21 protein-coding genes are annotated in these 22134 nt (G+C 28.4%); 2 read left to right on the top strand and 19 right to left on the bottom strand.

The features are described from left to right. Positions 1–43: 43 nt before the first annotated feature. The 7 genes from ssnA to HCG76_RS01605 all read right to left on the bottom strand — a co-directional run bounded on the left by ssnA (position 44) and on the right by HCG76_RS01605 (position 9667). Positions 44–1378, bottom strand: coding sequence for a putative aminohydrolase SsnA (ssnA, locus tag HCG76_RS01635; RefSeq protein WP_221700943.1), 1335 nt, complete (start codon positions 1376–1378; stop codon positions 44–46). Between the two features lie 107 nt (positions 1379–1485). Continuing rightward, the gene (gene dpaL / locus HCG76_RS01630) at positions 1486–2691 is read right to left on the bottom strand and encodes a diaminopropionate ammonia-lyase (RefSeq protein WP_221700944.1); all 1206 of its coding nucleotides are present in this window, start codon (positions 2689–2691) and stop codon (positions 1486–1488) included. Between the two features lie 36 nt (positions 2692–2727). Continuing rightward, positions 2728–4074 carry a uracil-xanthine permease family protein gene (locus HCG76_RS01625; RefSeq protein WP_221700945.1) on the bottom strand — a complete coding sequence of 449 codons (1347 nt, stop codon included), beginning with the start codon at positions 4072–4074 and terminating at the stop codon, positions 2728–2730. A 55-nt stretch (positions 4075–4129) separates the two neighbouring features. Continuing rightward, a complete protein-coding gene (gene arcC / locus HCG76_RS01620) occupies positions 4130–5062 on the bottom strand; it encodes a carbamate kinase (protein WP_221700946.1) in 933 nt (310 codons plus the stop codon). Positions 5063–5184: 122 nt separating this feature from the next. Continuing rightward, positions 5185–6378 carry a knotted carbamoyltransferase YgeW gene (gene ygeW, locus HCG76_RS01615; protein WP_221700947.1) on the bottom strand — a complete coding sequence of 398 codons (1194 nt, stop codon included), beginning with the start codon at positions 6376–6378 and terminating at the stop codon, positions 5185–5187. A gap of 40 nt (positions 6379–6418) precedes the next feature. Continuing rightward, complete coding sequence (locus tag HCG76_RS01610; RefSeq protein ID WP_221700948.1) at positions 6419–7618, bottom strand: YgeY family selenium metabolism-linked hydrolase; 1200 nt, start codon at positions 7616–7618, stop codon at positions 6419–6421. Positions 7619–7909: 291 nt separating this feature from the next. After that, a complete protein-coding gene (locus HCG76_RS01605; protein ID WP_221700949.1) occupies positions 7910–9667 on the bottom strand; it encodes a sigma-54 interaction domain-containing protein in 1758 nt (585 codons plus the stop codon). Positions 9668–9807: 140 nt separating this feature from the next. Between HCG76_RS01605 and HCG76_RS01600 the strand changes: the two genes are divergently transcribed. After that, positions 9808–9987, top strand: coding sequence for a hypothetical protein (locus HCG76_RS01600; protein ID WP_221700950.1), 180 nt, complete (start codon positions 9808–9810; stop codon positions 9985–9987). 135 nt (positions 9988–10122) lie between these two features. On the opposite strand, the gene HCG76_RS01595 is transcribed toward HCG76_RS01600, so the two are convergent. From HCG76_RS01595 to HCG76_RS01555, 9 genes are all read right to left on the bottom strand, one after another. Next, positions 10123–11091, bottom strand: coding sequence for an FAD:protein FMN transferase (locus tag HCG76_RS01595; protein ID WP_221700951.1), 969 nt, complete (start codon positions 11089–11091; stop codon positions 10123–10125). A gap of 73 nt (positions 11092–11164) precedes the next feature. After that, positions 11165–11722: an FMN-binding protein gene (locus tag HCG76_RS01590; RefSeq protein ID WP_221700952.1), complete on the bottom strand. Its 558-nt coding sequence runs from the start codon at positions 11720–11722 to the stop codon at positions 11165–11167. 15 nt (positions 11723–11737) lie between these two features. Then, positions 11738–12658 carry a 4Fe-4S binding protein gene (locus tag HCG76_RS01585; RefSeq protein ID WP_221700953.1) on the bottom strand — a complete coding sequence of 307 codons (921 nt, stop codon included), beginning with the start codon at positions 12656–12658 and terminating at the stop codon, positions 11738–11740. A gap of 161 nt (positions 12659–12819) precedes the next feature. Then, entirely contained in the window at positions 12820–13548 is a 729-nt protein-coding gene (locus HCG76_RS01580) for an FMN-binding protein (RefSeq protein ID WP_221700954.1), read from the bottom strand. 23 nt (positions 13549–13571) lie between these two features. Next, positions 13572–14342, bottom strand: a complete 771-nt coding sequence (locus HCG76_RS01575; protein WP_221700955.1) for an ABC transporter ATP-binding protein — start codon at positions 14340–14342, stop codon at positions 13572–13574. Then, on the bottom strand, positions 14342–15334 hold the full coding sequence (locus HCG76_RS01570) for a FecCD family ABC transporter permease (RefSeq protein WP_221700956.1): 993 nt from the start codon (positions 15332–15334) through the stop codon (positions 14342–14344). The genes HCG76_RS01575 and HCG76_RS01570 overlap by 1 nt, the downstream gene beginning before the upstream one ends. Before the next feature lie 2 nt (positions 15335–15336). Beyond that, complete coding sequence (isdE, locus tag HCG76_RS01565; protein WP_221700957.1) at positions 15337–16227, bottom strand: heme ABC transporter substrate-binding protein IsdE; 891 nt, start codon at positions 16225–16227, stop codon at positions 15337–15339. Between the two features lie 36 nt (positions 16228–16263). Further along, complete coding sequence (locus HCG76_RS01560) at positions 16264–16920, bottom strand: NEAT domain-containing protein (RefSeq protein ID WP_221700958.1); 657 nt, start codon at positions 16918–16920, stop codon at positions 16264–16266. A gap of 97 nt (positions 16921–17017) precedes the next feature. Further along, positions 17018–19012 (bottom strand): NEAT domain-containing protein, encoded by a 1995-nt coding sequence (locus HCG76_RS01555; RefSeq protein WP_221700959.1) that lies wholly within the window; start codon positions 19010–19012, stop codon positions 17018–17020. 250 nt (positions 19013–19262) lie between these two features. On the opposite strand from HCG76_RS01555, the gene HCG76_RS01550 reads away from it, so the two are divergent. Beyond that, entirely contained in the window at positions 19263–19988 is a 726-nt protein-coding gene (locus HCG76_RS01550; RefSeq protein WP_221700960.1) for a helix-turn-helix domain-containing protein, read from the top strand. Between the two features lie 46 nt (positions 19989–20034). Here the strand turns inward: HCG76_RS01550 and HCG76_RS01545 are convergent, their stop codons facing one another. The 3 genes from HCG76_RS01545 to HCG76_RS01535 form a co-directional block, all read right to left on the bottom strand. Then, a complete protein-coding gene (locus HCG76_RS01545; RefSeq protein WP_221700961.1) occupies positions 20035–20979 on the bottom strand; it encodes a CPBP family intramembrane glutamic endopeptidase in 945 nt (314 codons plus the stop codon). Positions 20980–21233: 254 nt separating this feature from the next. Then, positions 21234–21437 carry a heavy-metal-associated domain-containing protein gene (locus tag HCG76_RS01540; RefSeq protein WP_221700962.1) on the bottom strand — a complete coding sequence of 68 codons (204 nt, stop codon included), beginning with the start codon at positions 21435–21437 and terminating at the stop codon, positions 21234–21236. Between the two features lie 81 nt (positions 21438–21518). Next, entirely contained in the window at positions 21519–22094 is a 576-nt protein-coding gene (locus HCG76_RS01535; RefSeq protein ID WP_221700963.1) for an HAD family hydrolase, read from the bottom strand. Positions 22095–22134: the final 40 nt, after the last annotated feature.

Raw genomic sequence — 22134 nt, 5'->3', positions numbered from 1 at the left:
ACTCCCCTCTCTTTTATCTAAAAAATAATTAACTTAAAAATTCTTAAAGCCTTTTCCATAACCTTTCAGCTACTTGTCGTGATTTTTTATAAATAAGCTCTTCATCAATGTTAACTATTACCCTATCTTTCATTACAACTTTTCCATTAATAATAGCTGTATCAACACTTCTACCACAAACACCAAATAAAATGTGCCCAAAGTAATTCTCCTTATCTATAGGAGTTATAGGATTATAATCTACAACTATAATATCTGCATAAGCGCCTTCTTCTAACACACCTAATGGATTTTTATAGTATTTAGATGCAATTTCCTTATTGTTATTAAATATCATTTTAGATGTTTCCATAAAACCAACATTAGAATTACATAAGTTATGTTTATGAATAATATTTTCAACCTTCATTGATTCAAACATATCACTTGTATATCCATCTGTTCCAATGCCAACTCTAATTCCCTTATCCATCATTTTAATAACAGGAGCTACTCCAACAGCATTTGCCATATTAGACTCTGGATTATTTACAACATTTGTATTAGTTGCTTTTAATATATCAATTTCCTCTTCATTAACATGAATACAATGCCCTGCAATAGTCTTATCACCTAATATTCCATAATCCATTAATCTTTCAACTGTTCTTTTGCCACTATACATTAAACTATTCTTTAAATCCTCAATACCTTCTGACACATGAATATGATATCCAGAATCTATTCCATTCATAGCTTCTTTACACTTTTCTAAACTTTCATGACTTAATGTAAATGATGCATGCATTCCAAACATACCCTTAGTCATATCATCCTCTTTTGTATTTGCATATTTTATAAAATCTATATTTTCATTAATTCCTTGTTTAAGTATTCTTTGTCCATCTCTATCAGAAACTTCATAGCAATAACATCCCCTTATTCCTAATTCATCTGCTACATTAGATATAGCAAATAAACTTCCCTCTACAGCCATAGGACTTGCATGATGATCAAAGACAGTAGTTACACCACTTTTTATACATTCAATTAAAGTTGTATAAGCACTATACCTTATATCTTCTAAGGAGAGTTTTTTATCAATTCTCCACCAAACATTTTTTAAAATATCAGTAAATGTTTCTGCTGGAGGATTTTTTAAATTTAATCCCCTAGCAAAAGCACTATATATATGATGATGAGTATTTATCAGTCCTGGCATTATAAGCTTTCCCTTAGCCTCTATAAACTCATCATATTTATCTTCATACTTTAACTTAATTAAAGATGTTTCACCAATATCTTTAATTATATTTCCCTCTATAGCTATACAACCATTATCTATAAATCTATTATTACTATCGTTAGTAATTACTCTTCCATTACCAATTAAAATCATTCTTCCACCTACTTTTTAATATTTTTACCTTTACAATTAATCATAATGTAGTAATTACGTTAAAAAAATTAAATTTTAAACAACTAGGTGCTACTTTTATAATTTTTTTAATATTCACCTTTCCAAACAATTTCTCTATATTTATCAGGATCAGTATCCCCTTCTGTACTAAATAAAAGAATCTTTGAATTTTCATCTAATCCTAACTTTTCTTTTAACTCTAAATATTCATTATTAGTCATTATTTCATATAGTAATCCTAATGTTACTGCTCCTGACTCACCAGAAACTACCTTTTTATCTTCATTAATTGGATTTCCAAGAATCCTCATACCATTAGCAGAAATATAATCTGGTGCTGAAACAAACATACTTGAACAATTTTTAAGAACATCCCATCCAATAATATTAGCTTCACCACAAGCTAATCCAGCCATAATTGTAGGCATATCACCATCTACTATTCTTAAATTTCCATCATTAGCAACAGCTGATTTATAAATACAAGCTGCTTCACTAGCCTCTACAATAGTAGTTATAGGACAATTTTCCTTATAGACAGATGCAAAAAATCCTTGAATTGCACCAGCTAAAGATCCAACTCCTGCTTGTATAAATATATGTGTAGGTCTTTCAACTCCAAAATCCTTAAGCTGATTTAGAGCTTCTAATCCCATAGTTCCATAACCTTGCATTATCCAAGCTGGAATATCTTCATATCCTTCCCATGCTGTATCTTGGATAACTACTCCATTATGCTCACTTGCATATTTAGCTGCTAATCTAACAGCCTCATCATAATTCATATCAGTTATTGATGCATCTGCACCTTCTTTTCTTATATTTTCTAATCTTATTTGAGAAGAACCCTTAGGCATATATACTACTGATTTTTGTTTTAATTTATTAGCAGTCCACGCTACTCCTCTTCCATGATTTCCATCTGTAGCAGTTACAAATGTTATATCTCCAAGTTCATCCCTTACTTCATCAGATATTAACCTTTCATATGGTAGTTCTGAAATATCCTTCCCTAATTTTTGAGCTAAATATTTCGCCATTGCAAAAGAACCACCTAATACTTTAAATGCATTTAATCCAAATCTATAGGATTCATCCTTGATATATATTCCTCCAACCCCTATTTTTTTACTTAAATTATCTAAGTTAACTAATGGTGTCTCTTTATATTGTGGGAAGCTACTATGAAATTGTTTTGTTTTCTCAATTTCCTCTTTACTTAAAAAATCTAATCTATTTTCACTCTTTACCTTTGGCAAAGTATTTTCTTTCCATTCTATTCTTTCTTTCATAACTATTTCTCTCTCCTTTTTAAACTTTATTTATAACTACAATACATTCTTTATTTTTTCTTCTACTTTAACCTCTTGCTCTTTTTCTTTTGGTAAAATTAAATTTAATATTATTGCAACTAATGTTGTTACAACTATTGATGATTTTCCAAATATAGAAATTACCCAAGCTGGAAATAACCCTAAAGAACATTCAACTTGTACGATTCCAGTTCCTAAAGCTATAGCAAGTCCAACTATAGTTGTATTTCTAGTGGTTAACTTACTAGCTGAAATCATTTTTATTCCAGTCATTGTAATTGTTGCAAAAACAGTAATAGTAGCTCCTCCTAAGACACATTGAGGTATGCTTATTAATATAGAAGAAAACTTAGGTATTAAACCAGACAATATTATTACTATTGATGCAAATATAAAGATTCCTCTATTTATAACTTTATTCATAGTTACTATTCCAACATTTTGACTAAAAGTAGCAGTTGGCATACAACCAAATAATGAACCTAATATACTTGATATACCATTCCCAACTATTCCACCTGATATCTCTTCATCTGTTGCTTCTCTATTCATAGCTCCATTTGTAGTCGCAGATAGATCTCCAATAGCTTGTACTGAATTTACTATATGCATTACAACCATAGATATTATAGCCGTAGCATTAAAGCTTAATCCAAAATGCATAAATTTAGGCATTTGAAACCAACTAGCCTCTCCTACTTCTACAAAAGAAACCATACCTAATAATAATGAAATAATATACCCTACTATTATTCCACATAATATAGATGCTAACTTTAAAGTTCCCTTAGTATAAAAATTTAAGAAAATTACAACTGATAACGTAATCACTGCAACAAGCCAATTTAAAGGTGATCCAAAGCCTTCATTCCCAACTCCTCCTGCAATATATTTAACCGCAGTTGAATATAATGAAAGTCCAATAGCAAAAATTACTGTTCCTGTTACTATTGATGGAAAAAATTTAGTTAGTTTTTTAGAAAACATCCCAAAAATTATAGCAACTACTCCACCACAAATTTGTGCCCCAAATATTGTGGCCATATTAAATTCACCAGCTATAGCCGTTAAAGTTGGAACATAAGCAAAACTAACCCCCATTATTATTGGTAATTTTGATCCTATCTTCCTTCCTATTGCAAATATTTGAATCAAAGTTGCAATTCCTGAAAAAACAAGTGATGATTGTACTAATAAAATTTTATCTGTCGCATCTAAACCTGCTGCTGATGCAACAATTATGGCTGGTGTTACACATCCTACAATCATAGCTACAACATGCTGTAATCCTAATGGTACAAGTTCCTTTAAACTAAGCTTTCCATAAAATTTGAAAAGTTGTGACTTTTTATTTTCTTCCATAAATCCTCCACCACTCTTTTAATACGTTTACATAAGGTCTCTTTTGTAATACAGCTTATTTATATATTTTCGTTCCTGTTTTACCAGCTATGCCGTATTTAGCTTTTTCTAGTAATGTAATTAATGCATATCTTCCCTCTTTAGAATCTGCAAAATCAATTCCAGCTTCTACTTTAGGTTTCATTGACCCTGGTGCAAAATGCCCTTCTTTAACATATTCTTTCATTTCATCTGTACTAACTTCACTAAGCCATTTTTCATTTTCTTTTCCAAAATTTATAGCAACCTTTTCTATTGCGGTTAAAATAATAAAGCAATCTGCATCTATAGCTTTAGCTAATACACAACTAGCATAATCTTTATCAATAACTGCTCCTACACCTCTTAAGTGATTACCCTCACTGATTACAGGAATTCCACCCCCACCACAAGCTATAACTACCTGTCCACTTTCAACTAAAGTTTTTATAGTTTCAACTTCAACTATTCCTATTGGCTTAGGTGATGCAACTACTCTTCTATATCCTCTGCCACTATCTTCTATTACCTTTTTTCCTTCCTTTATTATGCTATCTGCTTCTTCTTTGGTTATGAAAGCACCTATAGGTTTAGTAGGATTATCAAATGCACTATCATTTGGATCAACCTCAACTTGAGTTATTATTGTTGATACACCTTTATTTATATTTCTATTTAATAATTCTTCTCTTATAGCATTTTGCAAGTCATATCCTATATATCCTTGACTCATTGCTACACACACAGACATAGGACATATTGAGTATTTTTTATTTGTTTTATGAAATTCTGTCATTGCACTATTAATCATTCCTACTTGTGGTCCATTTCCATGAGATATAATAACATCGTTACCTTCTTCTATTAAATCAACTATAGCCTTTGCTGTTGATTTAACAGCTACCATCTGCTCTGCCAAAGTATTACCTAAGGCATTTCCACCTAAAGCAATTACTATTTTCTTTCTCATTCCTATACCCCTTCCCTTTTCAAATATTATCAATTAACCTCAAATTAAATATTAAACCCAGAACCAAAAGTAAAAATATTATTTTTTACTCTTAGTTCCCAGTTATAAATTGATTATTTAATTTATTTACTTTGACGTTCCTTTCCCTTTTCCTCAAGACTTTTTAAAGTTTCTTGTGGATTTTTAATTTTACTTAGGAAAATCATTGCAGCAATAACATATGGCTTAAAACTAGCTTCTTTATATAATGATGTTCTATATCTATCAAATACTGAAGCTTCTACTTCTCCTTCTTCACAGCTTACTCCTGTTATATCTGCTGGTAAGCAGTGTAAATATATTGCTTTTCCATCCTTTGTTGTCTTCATTAATTCTTCAGTACATTCCCAGTCCTTATAATTTGCATTTTGTGCTAATAGCTCTTTTTCTAGAGCTTTAATACCTTCACTATCACCTTTAGCATATAAATCTGTACGTTTTTCCATAGCACTAAATGGAGCCCAGCTCTTTGGATATACTACATCCGCATCCTTAAATGCTTCTTCCATAGAATTTGTTTTTGTAAATGATCCACCTGACTCCTTTACATTTTTCATTGCTATTTCTTCAACTTCTCCCATTACTTCATATCCCTCAGGATGAGCAAGTACAACATCCATTCCAAATCTAGTTAATAATCCTATTACACCTTGAGGTACTGATAATGGTTTTCCATAAGAAGGAGAATATGCCCAAGTCATGGCTACTTTCTTTCCCTTTAAATTTTCTATTCCACCAAATTCATTTATTAGGTGTAATGTATCTGCCATTACTTGAGTAGGATGATCTATGTCACATTGCAAGTTAACTAAAGTAGGAACTTGCTCTAAACATCCATCTTCATGACCTTCTCTAACAGCTTCTGATACTTCTCTCATATAAGTATTACCTTTACCTATATACATGTCATCTCTAATTCCAATTATATCTGCCATAAATGAAATCATATTTGCAGTTTCTCTTACAGTTTCACCATGAGCAATTTGAGATTTTCCTTCGTCTAGATCTTGAACTTCAAGTCCAAGTAAATTACAAGCTGATGCAAAGCTAAATCTTGTTCTAGTTGAATTATCTCTAAATAATGAAATTCCTAAACCACTATCAAAAATTCTTGATGAAATATTATTTTTTCTTAAATCTCTTAAAGCTTCAGCAATTGTAAATACAGCCTTTAATTCATCTTCAGACTTCTCCCAAGTTAATAAAAAGTCGTCATTATACATATTTTCAAAGCTTAATTCATTTAATTCTTTAATATATTTATCCATTAATCCCATTTTATATCTCTCCCTTTATTCCTATTATTTAAAATTTTAACTATTTCTCTCTACAATAAATAGTTGGCATAGCAGCATAAACTGCAGCACATCTTACTAAATCTGCCTTCCAAGTCTTTTCGTTAGGAGCATGAGCTTCCTCTTCTTTTCCTGGTCCAAATCCTATACATGGTATTCCAAATCTACCCATTATAGAAACTCCATTAGTTGAGAATGTCCATTTATCAACCTTTGGTTCACCATACATTCCTTTATATGCTTCAACCATAGCCTTAGTTGCTGGTGCTTCTGCTGGTATTACCCAAGTTGGGAAATAACAATCAGTTGGATATACAAGATCTGTATAGCTTGGTCTCTCATATTTATACATTGAAACTTCAGCCTTATATTTCTTTACAAATGGTAAATTTCTTACTTCCTCTAAAGCTGATTGATATGTTTCTCCGTCTGTTAAGCGCCTATCTAATGATATTGCACACATATCTGCTACTGCACAACGTGATGGTGAATTAAAGAATATTTCAGAAACAGTAACAGTTCCTTTACCTAAAAATTCATCATAATGAAGATTATCATTTAATACTCTTACTTCTTGAAGTATATCTGCCATTTTATAAATTGCATTATCTCCACGTTCTGGTGCAGATCCATGACAAGATATTCCCTTAACTTCAACTCTTATTTCCATACGTCCACGTTGACCTCTATAAATATTTCCATTAGTAGGTTCTGTAATTACTACAAATTCTGGTCTCACCTTATCTTCATTATATATATATTGCCAACATAGACCATCACAGTCTTCCTCTTGAACAGTTCCTGTTACTAATACAGTATATTCATCACTTAAAAGACCTAAATCCTTCATTATTTTTGCTCCATAAGTTGCTGATACAATTCCTCCAAGTTGGTCTGATGCACCACGACCTCCTATTTCTTCATCAGTTTCATACCCCTTATATGGGTCAAAATTCCAATTACTTAATTCTCCAAGTCCAACTGTATCAATATGAGCATCATATCCTATTAATGTTTTTCCAGTACCCATATAACCTAATATATTACCCATTCCATCAATTTCAACCTTATCAAAACCTAGCATTTCCATTTCTTCAGCAATTCTATTTATAACACCTTTTTCTCCACAACTTTCTCCTGGTATTGCTATTAAGTCCCTTAAGAACTTAGTCATACTATTTTCATACCCTTCTGCTTGTAACTTAATTGATTTAAAATCCATAATACCCTCCCACTACTTCAAATAAATTTTGTACTAAATCATTACACTAATATTTATAGCAATAACTATGCCAAAATATTTTTAATTTTAAGCATAAATTTTACTTTTTCCAAAAAATACATTTAAAAACAATGCTATTTATATTAGTTTTTTATTTATTTTAGGCTAAAATTTACCCCAATTATCAAAATGATAATAAATTATCATTTTGATAATTGGGGTAAACATAGTGTTATCCTAATTAATTCTATTAAACTAATAAAAAGTTATCATTTTGATAAACTTTTATTATTATTCTAATTTTCTATATAATGTTGCAATACCAATTCCTAATTTTTTTGCTGCTAATTTTTTACCTTCAGTTGTATCACCATATATTTCAAGAGCCTTTTTTATATATATTTTTTCAATATCTTTTAATGGAATTATATCTTTTATACTATCATCATATTTTTCTTCTAATCCCATTTGTTCATGAAAACTTTCTATAAATGATTGTGGTAACATGGTATCATTAATTATACCTCTTTCGTCACATAAATTTACCATAAATTCAACTACATTTTCTAACTCTCTTATATTTCCATACCATTTATACTTTTTAAACATCTCTAAAACATTATCTTCTATTAAATATACTGATTTGTTAAATTCAATATTATATTTATCTATTAATGAATTAAGTAATAATTCTAAATCCCCCTTTCGTTCTCTTAATGGCGGAATTTCTATTGGTATAACATTTAGTCTGTAATATAAATCTTCTCTGAATTTTCCCTTTCTAACTAATTCCTTTAAATCCTTATTAGTAGCCGCTATAACTCTTAAATCTAAAGAAATTAATTTATTAGAACCTATTCTTACTATTGTTTTTTCTTGTAATACTCTTAATAGTTTTACTTGTAAATATAATGGCATATCTCCTATTTCATCTAAAAAAATAACACCCTTATTTGCTAATTCAAATTTTCCAATTCTACCATTAGAATTTGCACCTGAAAAAGCTCCCTTATCATATCCAAAAAGCTCACTTTCTAATAAAGTATCTGGTATTGCAGCACAATTAATTGCAATAAAAGGTTTATCTTTTCTATTTCCTTCACAATGAATAGCCCTTGCTACCAATTCTTTTCCAGTTCCACTCTCACCTGTAATTAAAACAGTTGAAGTCGAATTGCTAATTTTTTTTATTTTACTCTTTAAAATCATCATTTCTTTAGAGTCACCTAAAATTGAAAATATATTTGTTTTATTTATTCCATAAGTTAATGTAATTGCTTCTTCCTTTATCTTTTTTAACTTATTAAAAATTAATACACTATTATAATCCTCCAAGTTAGTAGTACTTGGTATTAACCTTCCAACAACCTCATATTTCTTTTCATTTATTTCTATAATATAAATTTGTGATTCTTGAAAGTAATCTCCTGTTAACTCTATTTTAATGCTTTGTCCAACAATATTTGTATTAATGGCTAATTCCTTTACTCCTTTTAAATTTATACTACTTATTATGTTATTATTTTTTATAACAATTACTCCATCATTTACTGAATTAATTATTTGTTTTAGAAACACTAAATTTTTTCTCTGCATCATTTCTTCATTTTGCTCAATAATTTTTGCAGAAATTAATTCTGACATATGTCCTATGAAAGCAATTATGCTGTTAAAATTTTCCCTCAATCTTTGTTTTTGTTTATCAGTTGTACACACTAAGCCTATAACTCCAAAAGTATCTTCCCCATAATAAATTGGATAGCTTATCTCCATTTTTTCTAAACAATTATCTTTATCTATACATTTCTTACATAATTTATTTTTACCTGGATTCTCAATAACTTGCATTTTTCTTGTTCTTAATGTTTCTGAATAAACTAATCCATTCTTTTTTATATTAATCCCTATTTTCTCTTCATAAACTCCAGTGCCAATAATCCTATTTAAATTCTCATCAACTATTTCAACATCTATTTTTAATATATTAGAAATAGCATCTGCATAAGACTGTAAATATTCCTTTATATCATTTAATCTTATTAATCTCATTGTACCCTCCATTTACTTACCTCAAACCCCTTTATTTAATTTTACCTTTTTATACATAAAATGTAATTATATATTTTCATATATATTATTATTTTTAGTAATACTAAGTATATAATCATACTTATAAAGGAGTCCTAATAATGAGTAAAATGAAAAAAATAAATGATTTAACTAATGTTCAAATGGAATCTTGTACAAAGTGTGCAAAAAAATCTAAAGAACCTAATGATGGATACTTTATAGAAAAAGACCCTAATGATAGCTTTAGTTCAGAAGGTACAGTTAGATATGGTGAAGAGCAAGATGTAGATGACTTATAATTATTTCACTTTATAAAAAAGAATAATACTATTTAAATTTAATTGGAATTTTTTAACTATCTTAATTTAATATAAAGAAAAGACTCTTATATCAGACTTTGATATAAGAGCCCTTATTTTAATTTTTTACTATTCTTAAAAAGCTAATACTTTATAATTTTCAAATAATTTAAATCCTTCCAATAAATCTTTAGTAAGTATTATTTCATTCTTATCTGTAACCATTATTCCACTAATATTATTTTTTTTCATAAATTCATAAGCTTTATCTTTTCCCATAATGAATAATGGTGTAGAAAGTGCATCACCTTCAATAGATGAAGTACTTACTATAGTTATTGATTTTAAATCAGATTTAACAGGATAACCAGTTTTAGCATTTAATATATGACAATATAATTCATTATTATATACAAATGCCCTCTCATATCCACCTGATGTAACTATTGATTTATTTTCAACCTCAACAGAACAAATAATATTTTCACTATGTTTTTTAGGCTCAAATATTCCAACATTCCATAATTCTTCTTTATTTTTTCTTCCTAAAACCTTTATATTTCCACCTATATTTATTATAGCTGATTCTATATTATTATTTTTATAAAATTCTATTATTTGATCTGCAATATAACCTTTTGCAATACCACCTAAATCTATTTTTTGTTTTTCTCTTAATAACATAACTGATGAATTAACTTCATTTAGTATAACATCTTCATAATCAACTAAACTAAGTAACTCTTTAACTCTATTATTACTTAAAATATTAGGCTTATTACTATTAATTGCCCATTCTTTAACTAAAGGAGCTATAGTTATATCAAAAATACCATTAGTTAATTTAGAATAATAGCTTGATTTTTTTAATATCTCAAAAGTATCAACTGAAACTCTAGTAAAACCCTTAGATGTACTTTTATTTAATATATTTACCTCACTATTTTCTTTAAAAAAACTTAATCTTTCTTCAAATTCATTCATAATTAAAGTTGCTTTATCTGCTATTTTCTCTATTTCAAATAAATTATTTTCTTTATAGCCTATTTTTTGCTTAACTCTGGTACTAAATATAAAGTCTTCTTTTTCAAAAAAACCTTTCATATAATTATCACTCCTATATAACTTATCTATAAGTATTCATTTCATTATCTAGTATTAGTTATATTATTTTTTATTAAGAATTTTGTAAATTACTTAAAGCATCATTTACAGCATTTATTATTCCTATACTTGTATATGTTGCACCTGATACCGTATCTACATTTGTACTTTGTGCTGATACTATTTCTGATGGTACTGTTTCAATAGCCCTCTCACAAAATCCTGGTGTTTCATTATGACTAACTACTTGGACATCTGAAATTTGCCCGTTTGATATAGTTACTTCTACCTTTAATCCTAAAGAGTATCCAGATGAAGTTCCATAGTAAGTTCCATCGGCATATTGTCCACTTGTAACATCAACACCTTCTGTACTATCTAAAGAAGTTTCTCCTTTATGATGATCGCCCTTACCAGCATTTCCTCTTACTGGTCTACCTCCATAATTTTGTGTAAAACTTTCACTTGAGCCATTACTTCCATTAGAAAATGAGTCAGTATTGTTACTATTAGCTACTTGAGAATTAATTTGATTATTTGCTTGAAAATTGCCAATTACACTAGTTCCTACAGCTCCTGTAATAACTCCACAAACAGCTGCTGCCACAATTTTATTTCTACTATTTTTCATTTTAACCCACTCCCTCTATTTTTTATCAGTAATATAGAACTTATCACCTTTTATGTTATTATCTTCTACAAAACTACTTAATAAATTATCTGTATTCTCTTCTTCATTATCCTTTGAAGTAAATGAAATTGTATTATCCTTTGGACATACTTTATCTCCTACACATTCCATACATGAAATACAACTTAAACTTCTTACTTCTTCTTTTTCATGTACCTCAATTCCCATTGGGCATTCCCTAGTACACTTTTTACAACTTATACATGTCCCTTTATTTCTAAACACTCTAAAAACCTTTATCTTATTAAATAATCCTAAAAATGCTCCATATGGACATACATATCTACACCACGGTCTTTGTACAAAAAATGATAAACCTATTATTAATACTAATATAACAAATCCTATAATACCCAATACAGTAAACTTTCTATTAAATATTGATAAATATGCATGATAAGGATTAATTGCTTCTAATAATGCAACTGATGAAGTTGCTGTTAAAATCACTGTTAATACTAATACAACATATCTTAAATATTTAAGCTTACTGTCTATTTTCTTTGGAATAAATGTATTATATTTTCTTTTAAATATCTTTTTCCCTAATCTTGATAATAAATCTTGTATTGCTCCAAATGGACAAATAAATCCACAAATAATAGGTCCAAAAAGTACTGCTGACATTATTGCTAATCCTATTATTATTCCAAGAGCACTCTTAAGCTTTACTACTAAAAGAGTGGATGATGCAAAGAACTGATAAATACTAGTTACTCCACATACTGGACAAATATAATGAAATAATGCTTCCGATATCCATGGTATTTCTATTCCTATTGTGCTTAAATAATGATTTAAAGCAGCTACCGTAACAGTAATTAAAATTATTATTTGTACTGTTAATCTTATATGTTTTATTTTAGATTGCCTCAAGCTTATTCCCCTCCTAATAATTTATCTATATTTAAATTTTATAGTTTTGTAGAAATAAAATCTCCGTAAAGTTTGGGCATGTTTGTGGCAAATTTGTGGCACTTAATTAATAAATTGCGAAGCAATTTATTTCTGTTATTCACTAATTATATATATCAAAACTAAGCTTTGCTTAAAGCATCACTTACTGCATTAATAATTCCTTTACTAGTATACGTTGCACCTGATACTACATCAACACTAGTGCTTTGAATTGCTATTATTTTACTTGGTATCTCTTCTATTGCCATATCAGCAAAACCTGGAGTATCATTATGGCTAGTAACAGTGATACTTGTTATTATATCATTGGATATTTGTACATTAACTTGTAATGTTCCTGCAAACCCTGATGCTGATCCTGAATAAGTACCATCCTTGTATTTAGATGTATTTTCTACAACATCATTGTTAGTTGAGTTAGAATTTCCACTATTACTTGTTTCATCTTTTCCTTCTTCAACTATAGTATTGTTAGATGTACTATTACTTGCATTATTATTTACAGTAGTATTTTGTGAGTCTTGAGTATAAACTTCATTGATTGAGCTAATTGTGTTACTCCCATTATTATTTTCAACATTATTACTATTTTCTGATACTTCATCATTACTAGCTATAATTTCTTCACTATTCTCTGTATCATTTTCTACTTCATCTTCAATATTTTTCTCAATACCCTCTATTTCTTCAGAAACAATCTCCTCATTATCTATCTCAATATTTTCAACATCTTGTGGTAATTCTCCCTTTACCTCCTTTTTATTATCAATTACAAAACTTGTTCCAATAGAACTTACTATAACTCCGCAAACAGCAGCCGCTAATATCTTATTTTTACTATTCTTCATATCAATATCATCCTTTATTAATCTTATAACTTCAATGGAACAAAAATAATTTCTTTTTCCATTTCACTAATAAATCCACCAATTTTATATACATCATTAAGCAGATTCATATTTATAACTTCCTCTGACTTGCCATTAGCTATAGCTTGTCCTGATTTCATTACTATTACATTATCACTATATTTTATAGCTTGATTAATATCATGTAATACCATAACAACAGTTAAATTATTTTCTTTATTTAACTCCTTAACAAGCTCTAATATCTCAACCTGATGATAAATATCTAAATATGTAGTTGGCTCATCTAAAAATAAAATTTCACTTTTTTGAGCTAGTGCCATTGCAATAAAAGCTCTTTGCCTTTCTCCACCTGACATACTCATAACAGCTTTATTAGTTAAATTTTCAAGACCGGTTCTTTTTATTGCCCATTCTATTATCTGATCATCATTTTTATTATTTCCTTGGAAATACTTTTTGTGAGGAATTCTGCCATAAGATACTAATTCTTTTACAGTAATATCACTTGGAACTGTATTTTGTTGATGAACTGTGGCGATTTCTTTTGCTAATTCCTTTTGTTTCAATGACTTTATAGATTTACCTTTAATAGTTACTTCTCCAAATGATGGTTTATTTAATCCAGCAAATATGCTTAATAAAGTTGATTTTCCGCTACCATTAGGGCCTAATATAGTTGTTATTTTTCCTTTTTCTATTTCAACATTTAAGTTATTAATAAAAGTTTTTTCTTTATCATAAGAGAAACATAAATCCTTTGCTTTTATCATTACTTTAAGTCACTCCTTCTTAAAAGATATAAGAAAAATGGTGCTCCAAATATAGCTGTTACAACCCCTACTGGTATTTCATTAGGTCTCATTACCATTCTTCCAACAGTGTCTGCAAATAAAACTAAAAATCCTCCTACTATCCCACTACAAGGAATTAAGTATTTATGATCTGATCCTATTATAATTCTACAAACATGAGGAACAACTAATCCTACAAATGATATTACTCCAGCAATTGATGTTGATATACTTGCTAAAAATACAGCTACAGCAGTTACTATTATCATATATAAATCTGAATTAAATCCTAAACTCTTTGCATTTTTACTACCAAGAGCTAATATATTGCATACCTTACTTAATACTAATGCTGCAATTATTCCTATCACTGAATAAATCAATAATATATGAACATTACTCCAATTAACTGTTGCTAAACTTCCCATCATCCATTTTTGAATATTACCAGATCCAAGTCCAGCACTAACTGTTATCATTGATGAAAATCCACCTAATAATGCATTACAAGCTGCACCAGCTAATACAATTCTTATTGGTGATAATCCATTTTTATATGCCATAAAATAAATAATTACGCAACAAACTAATCCACCAAAGAAACCAAATACAGGTCTTAAACTAGTAACACTTGGTATAAATACCATAAAGAAAACTGTTACTACACAAGCACCAGAAGATATTCCTGTTATATATGGGTCTGCTAATGGGTTTCTTATTACTGCTTGCAACAAAACTCCTGCTATTGCTAAATTAGCTCCAACTAATACAGCAATAATTACTCTCGGCATTCTTAAATCCCTTATTATGCCAATATTTCCATCTTTTTGTCCAGAGAATAACCCACTTATAAGTTCATTAAATGTAATATTAACACTACCTAATTTTAATGATACAAGTACAGTAGCTAATAATATTAACAGTGATATTATTATAAATGATACTTTAAATTTTTTATACGAAACTTTCATAACTATTCTCCATCACCATGAACTATATCACTTAATATATCTAATCCCTCAATAACTTTAAGATTTGCACTCATACCAAAATAAGTGCTATCTAAATATACTACATTTCCCTCTTTTACTGCCTTTATATTTTGCCAAGCTGAATCAGTAGACATTTCTTTTTCTAATGCAGCTTTAGTTTCTTCTGGCATTGCATGTACCATAACTAAAATCTTTTCTGGATTAAGCATAGCTAAATCTTCCTTATTATAGGTTGTAAATGATGTACTATTATCTTCAACTATATTTTTTCCACCAACTATTTTAACTAAACTTCCAATATAAGATTTTGATGTTGCTATCATAGTTGAACCTGGTGCTGCAAATAAAACTAAAATTTCAGGATTTTCTAGAGTTTCTGCTTTTTTCTTCACTTCCGATTCCTTTAATTCTATTTCGTTTAATAAGTTTTTAGCTTCATCATTTTTATCAAATTTTTTCCCTAAAATAGTTATTGCTTCTTTTAATCCATCTAAGCTTTCTAAAGAAACAAATTCACTTGGTATATTATTTTCTGTGAATAAATTCATATAATCTGAACCTAATGTATCTACTGATACTACTATAGTTGGATTTAAAGATTTAATTATTTCTAAATCTGGACTCATTGGATTTCCAATTTCAACTGCCCCTTCAGTACTTTTCGGTAATTCATATGATGTTTTTGGTACTCCTGAAACCTTAACTCCTAAAGCATCTAATATTTCTGTTACCGCAACAGAGGTTGCAACTACTACTTCTTCACCACTTTCCATAGCTACATCTTTATTTTCATTATTATCAGAACTACAGCTTACTAAATTTAACATCAAAATTCCTGTTGCTATCATAGACATAATTCTTTTATATTTCATAATGTATAACCTTCCTATAATTTACTTTATAACTAATTATTTTTTCTTTACTTTTGTAATTACTAATGCTCCAATTACAGCTACAACAATTACACCACCTATAAGCAAAGGTAAATTACTATTTTCCTTTTTTTCAGCTGCTACTGCTAAATCTTCTTCATGAGAAGAAACAGCTTCACTTTCATCCGAAGCTGTTTCTTCTGTTACTATATCCTCAACTTCGTCTTCAATAGCTTCTACTAAAGTTAAAGTGTCCATTTTAGGTATAACCTTAAATTGAACATCTCTTTCCATAGGTCCAACATAAATAATAGCCTCCATATCAGCATCTACTTTATCAACTTGAACTTTTAATTTAACAATTCCCTCTTGGGTATTCTCTTCTAATATCTCAACTGGAACCTCTTCTCCATTAACTTTCATTCTGTAATTTTCCATATAATCACTGCCTGAAAAACCTATAGTATAAATTATATGTTCTTTTGTTACTTCAACACTCATTGATGGTAAAAGATAGGTTCTTGACATTGCCATTCCAGTTTCAGATTCATGATAAACCTCATTTTCAACTTCATAAATTCCACTTTCAATATTACTTTCTGTAGCATATGCACTCTTGCTTCCTAAAATAAAAAATATTCCCAAAGCCAGTACAGCCATTGCCATTAATTTAATTTTATTTAATATTTTCATTGCTTTCTTCTCCTCAAAATAAAAACTAAATTAGGAGGCAAATAAATAGTTAAAACTATTTTCTTTACCCCCTGATATTACATACTTTCCAATTAAATTACTTTCTTTTCTTTGTTAAAACTGTTCCTGCAGATGTTAAAAGTAATCCTAATCCAGCTACTGCTGCTGAGCTAGTTGCTGCACCAGTTTGTGGTAGAGTATCTACTGTATATTCCTTGATAAATGTTAATGTATCTTTTAATAACTCAACCCCAAACTCAACTTCTCTAGACATTGGAACTACATAAGTTTTTACTTTTATAGTATCGTTTAAGCTTGAAACCTTAAATCTAATATTAGTTGAATCTCCATTAGTAGTCTTAGTTACAGTAACTTTTTTGCCATTTACATAGATTTCATGATTTTGCATAAACTCGGCTCCTGTGAAAGTTAAAGTTACATAATATTTCCCTTCAATTTCTTCAACTTTTGAAGTAGAATTTAAGTACTTTCTAGCCATTGTTCTTCCCGTTTCACTTTCATGAGTTACGTTATTTTTGATAGAATATAACTTTCCTTTTGTAACTTTTTCTTCCTCAGTAGTTGTTGTATTATTTCCTGTTGTTCCATTGCTTGTACTACCATTATTAGAAGAACCTCCAGTTGTTGTTCCACCTGTTGTTCCATTGTTTGTTGTATTATCTGTAACTAATGTTAATGTATCTTGTAATACCTTAACTCCAAACTCTACATTCGCCCCCATCATAGAAACAAATGCAGAAATTTTTATCGAATCATCTAGACTTCCAACAGGAAAACTTAAACTAACAACTTCACCATTTAATGTTTTAGTTGCATCTACTTTTGATCCATTAACATATACTGTATGATCTTTCATCATTGTTGATCCCATAGCTGTAAATGTTAATGTAACATATCTCTTACCATTTACATCTTCAACTTTTAATGTTTCTTCTAACGCTTTTCTCGCCATACTTAATCCAGTTTCACTTTCATGAGTTACCTCATTTTTACCTGTATAAACTTTTGTTCCTTGTTCTTCAGTTTTTCCATTGTTTGAACCTTCATTTCCAGTGCTTCCACTATTGTTTTCATCACCTGGCTTATTTTGGTCTCCATTGCTTCCTGATTCATTTTCATCAACTTTACTTAATGAATCTATATCATTAACAAAGTCAATTGATTGAACCTCACTGAACCCCATAGCTTCAACATTTATATCCATTTCAACTTCAACTTTTGCATCTATTGTTGGTACTTCAAATGTTACTGATTTATCTTCATTTATAGTTGAATTAGTAGCAACTCCATTAACTTTTATATTAGTATTTCTTATTCCAGTTAATCCAAGGCCTTTATACTTTAATGTCATAACTATTTTTCCATCTTTCACAGTTACAACTGTTTTATCTTCTATAAATTGTCTAGCCATACTTTGTTGAGTTGTTCCAACTTTATAAGTTGAATTATTTAACGTATAAGTTCCATCTTCTAAAACTTTTGATTCTTCACCATCTGTATTTCCATCATTATTTGAATTATCGTTATCAGGAATTTCAGGTGTTTCAGGTGTTTCAACATCTCCTCCATTATTTACTGAATCATCAACAGTTGGAATTGAACTTGTATCATTTACTAAGTCAAAAGTTGTTCTATGAACCCAATTCATTGCTTTAACTTCATATGTTATATCAATATTAATTTTTGAATCTATTGATGGAACTATAAAGCTAATTGATCCATCTTCATTTTTTATTAATTCTATTGCTTCACCATCGACAGTAGCTCCATGTACCTCTTTTATAACATCTGTTCCTGCTTGATTAAATTTAATAGTTACTGTGATTTTACTATCTTCAACCTTTATAGTAGATTTTCTTTCTATATAATTCTTCATACTACTTTCTGATTCTGAATTTGCTTTAAGAACTTTATTATCTACTTCATATGTTCCATTTTCTACTTTTTGACCAACAGTTAATACTGATTCACTATCTATTACTGTTGCTCCAACAGTTTGTATATTGCTTCCTAACACTGTAGTTGTAACCATTATTGCCGCTAAAATTGTACAAAGTTTCTTTTTTAACATAGATTATATCCCCCTAAAATTTTATTTTATTTATTTATCTACATTGACATATCATTAATTATCTTTCATAATAATTGATATTGATTATCATTTACTTTTTATATATTATCATATATTACAAAAAAACATTTTAACTATATTTATATATTTTTTAACTATATTTTGTTTAAAATATTTTTTATGTATATTAAGCAAACTTGTAGTTTCTCAAAATATTCTAAACTATTAAACAAGGAGGTTTTACTCTAATATGACTTTAAGCAATGCTTTTACTAATTTTTTTAATTGTTTAAATGTACCTACAATTGTTCTAAATAATAAATTTGATGTCATTTCCACTTATAAAAGCGATACCAATATAAAAAACTCATTTTATACTCCTAAAGCCATTGATAAAATAAAAAATCATATTTTTAAACCTGGAATTTTAAAATTAGACCTCTGCCATAATATAAAATACAGCTGCATAATGTTTAGCCATTATAATAATACTGAAATGTATATTTTAATTGGTCCTTATACAATTGAAGGTGATTATAACTTTGAAAAAGATATATTATGTATAAATACCTCAACACTAAATAATGTTTTAAAATTTTACTCTTTTATTATTGATAAGCATATTTGTCCTCATAGTATAACAAAAAACAACTCCCCTTGTGTTATACGCGCAATTGAATATATAGAAAGAAATTATACTAAAGAAATTTCTATAGATGATCTTTGTAAAGAATTGAATATTAATAAATGCTATTTTTGTAGCATATTCAAAAAAGAGACAGGCTCTACTTTTATAAATTACTTAAATTCTTATAAGATAGAAAAAAGTAAGGAACTATTAAAAAATCCTAACTTATCACTTTTAGATATTGCTTTATCTGTAGGATTTAATAATCAAAGCTATTATAGTACTGTTTTTAAAAAAATAACATCAAAAACTCCACTTGAATTTAGAGAAAAATTTATTCAAAAATAAAATTAGCTGTCACATAAAAATTATATTTAATGTGACAGCTAATATTTTAATTTACTTCTAATTCTTCTTTATTTTCAATTTTCATAAATTCATCAACATCATTATTTTTATAATATCTATATACAAAATAAAATGTTAAACAGGTTATTATAGTTACAACTATCCCTCCTTCTGGCCCAAATGCTCCTCCATTTATTATATTGTTGCTTATATTCTCTACTTTATATAATCCATTTACACCAATTCCACTTACTCCAAATCCCCAAATATATCCCTGAAAATAATTCCATGTTATATGATAACCTATAGGCATCCAAAGATTTTTAGATTTCATGAACATATATGCAAATAATACACCAACTAAAAATAAATTAATAAACGATAATAAATCTATACCATTATTCCCTAAATGTAATGCTGCAAATATTAAAGCTGGACCTAGCAATACTATCCATTTGTTTCTTGTTTGCTTTAATACAGACATAATATATCCTCTAGATAATATCTCCTCACCAAAGCCAACAAATATAAAACCTACTAATCCATATAATAGAGATATTGTTATTTGAGGCTTACTAATTGGATTTATTAAGCTAACATCACCTATAGACATTATTACTATTGCAACTATGCTCATAGTAAATGCCCCTAAAGCTAGTCCTACTATTAATTCTTTATACCCTTTTTTAATAGGTGTTATACCCATCTTACTAATCTTTTTCTTCTCAAATAATTTCCACATAATAATACAAGATAAAATAAATATTATATTACTAATTGACGTTGTAATTTGAAAAATCAATTCATATTCTGTGTTTAACTCTATATTAAAATTCATTAAATAATCAGTATTTCCATTTGATAAAAGAACAATACCTATTACTATTCCAATTAATATAGATATTCCTAAAGTTAAAGCATATGAAAGTAAAAATACTAAAAGTATTTTCCACCCACTTCTTACCTCATTATACTTATTTTTAAGCATCATATTTCTCCCTCCTTTTATATAATTAAATTTTATCATTACCAACTCTATTTTTACAATATTTTCTACAAATCTCATTGTTTTTGTAACTTTTCCTAATAATATAATTTTGCTATTACCCCACTTCTATAAATATATAGCAACTTTAATTTTATAATGACGTAATAAGCTTAATTTTTAATACTATTTTCAAAAATAAAATTAAAATAAAAATGCTGATAAGATATCTAATCCTATCAGCATTTTACCCTTATTTTTTATTCAACTTTATGTCCAGTATTCTCTATGCAACTTCTTATTTCTTGTTCTGTTGCTGGCTTATTATAAATTACTTCAACACTTCCACGTGCCATATCTACACAAACATTATCCACGCCATCTATTTTTTCTAGTGCATTCTTTATTTGTGTTTTCATATTTTCATTTGCAATACCATTTACCATATAATGTTCTCTTTCCATTTAATAATACTCCTTACATAAAAAATTATATAAATAGTATTCACCAAAAATATTATTACTATTAATATTAAATAGAAATTTTTATTCTATATTAACTAGCTCATTTCTTATTTCGTTTAAATTATTAAAGCTTTTATAACAATTTTTTAAAATATTTTCATCTGCGTCTTTTAAATCTACAACATGAATAGGGATCATCCCTGCATTAAAGGCAGCTTCTATTCCTGCACTTGAGTCTTCAATTACAATACATTCATTTGGTTCTACCATTAATTTTTTAGCTGCTTTTAAAAATATCTCAGGATTAGGCTTAGTTTCTCTAACTTCATCACGACATACTACAACATTAAAAAATTTTTCAATATTTCCTTGTCTTAATTGCTTAAATGCTCGTTCTGAAACAGCAGATGTTGCAAGTGCAATTTTAAAATCATTATCTTTTAAATACTTAAGAATTTCATGAACTCCGCTCTTTAAAGGAACTCCTTTTTCTATAGCTATAGTTAAATTTTCATCTTTTTCTATATACATATCATCTATTGGTAATTCATCTCCAAATGTATTTAGAAATACTTTTTTTACATTTTCACGTCCTGTTCCTAATACCGATGCGTATATATCTGGTCTTATGTCAATATTTTGGACACAAAAAGTCAAACTTTTTTATGCTGCACTTCTAGCTAATAATTCACATTGT

It is taken from the genome of Clostridium sp. K13 (assembly GCF_019734195.1).
Taxonomy (GTDB): domain Bacteria; phylum Bacillota; class Clostridia; order Clostridiales; family Clostridiaceae; genus Clostridium.
The sequence above is the reverse complement of the archived record's forward strand: the minus strand, read 5'-3'. Positions and strand labels throughout refer to the sequence as shown.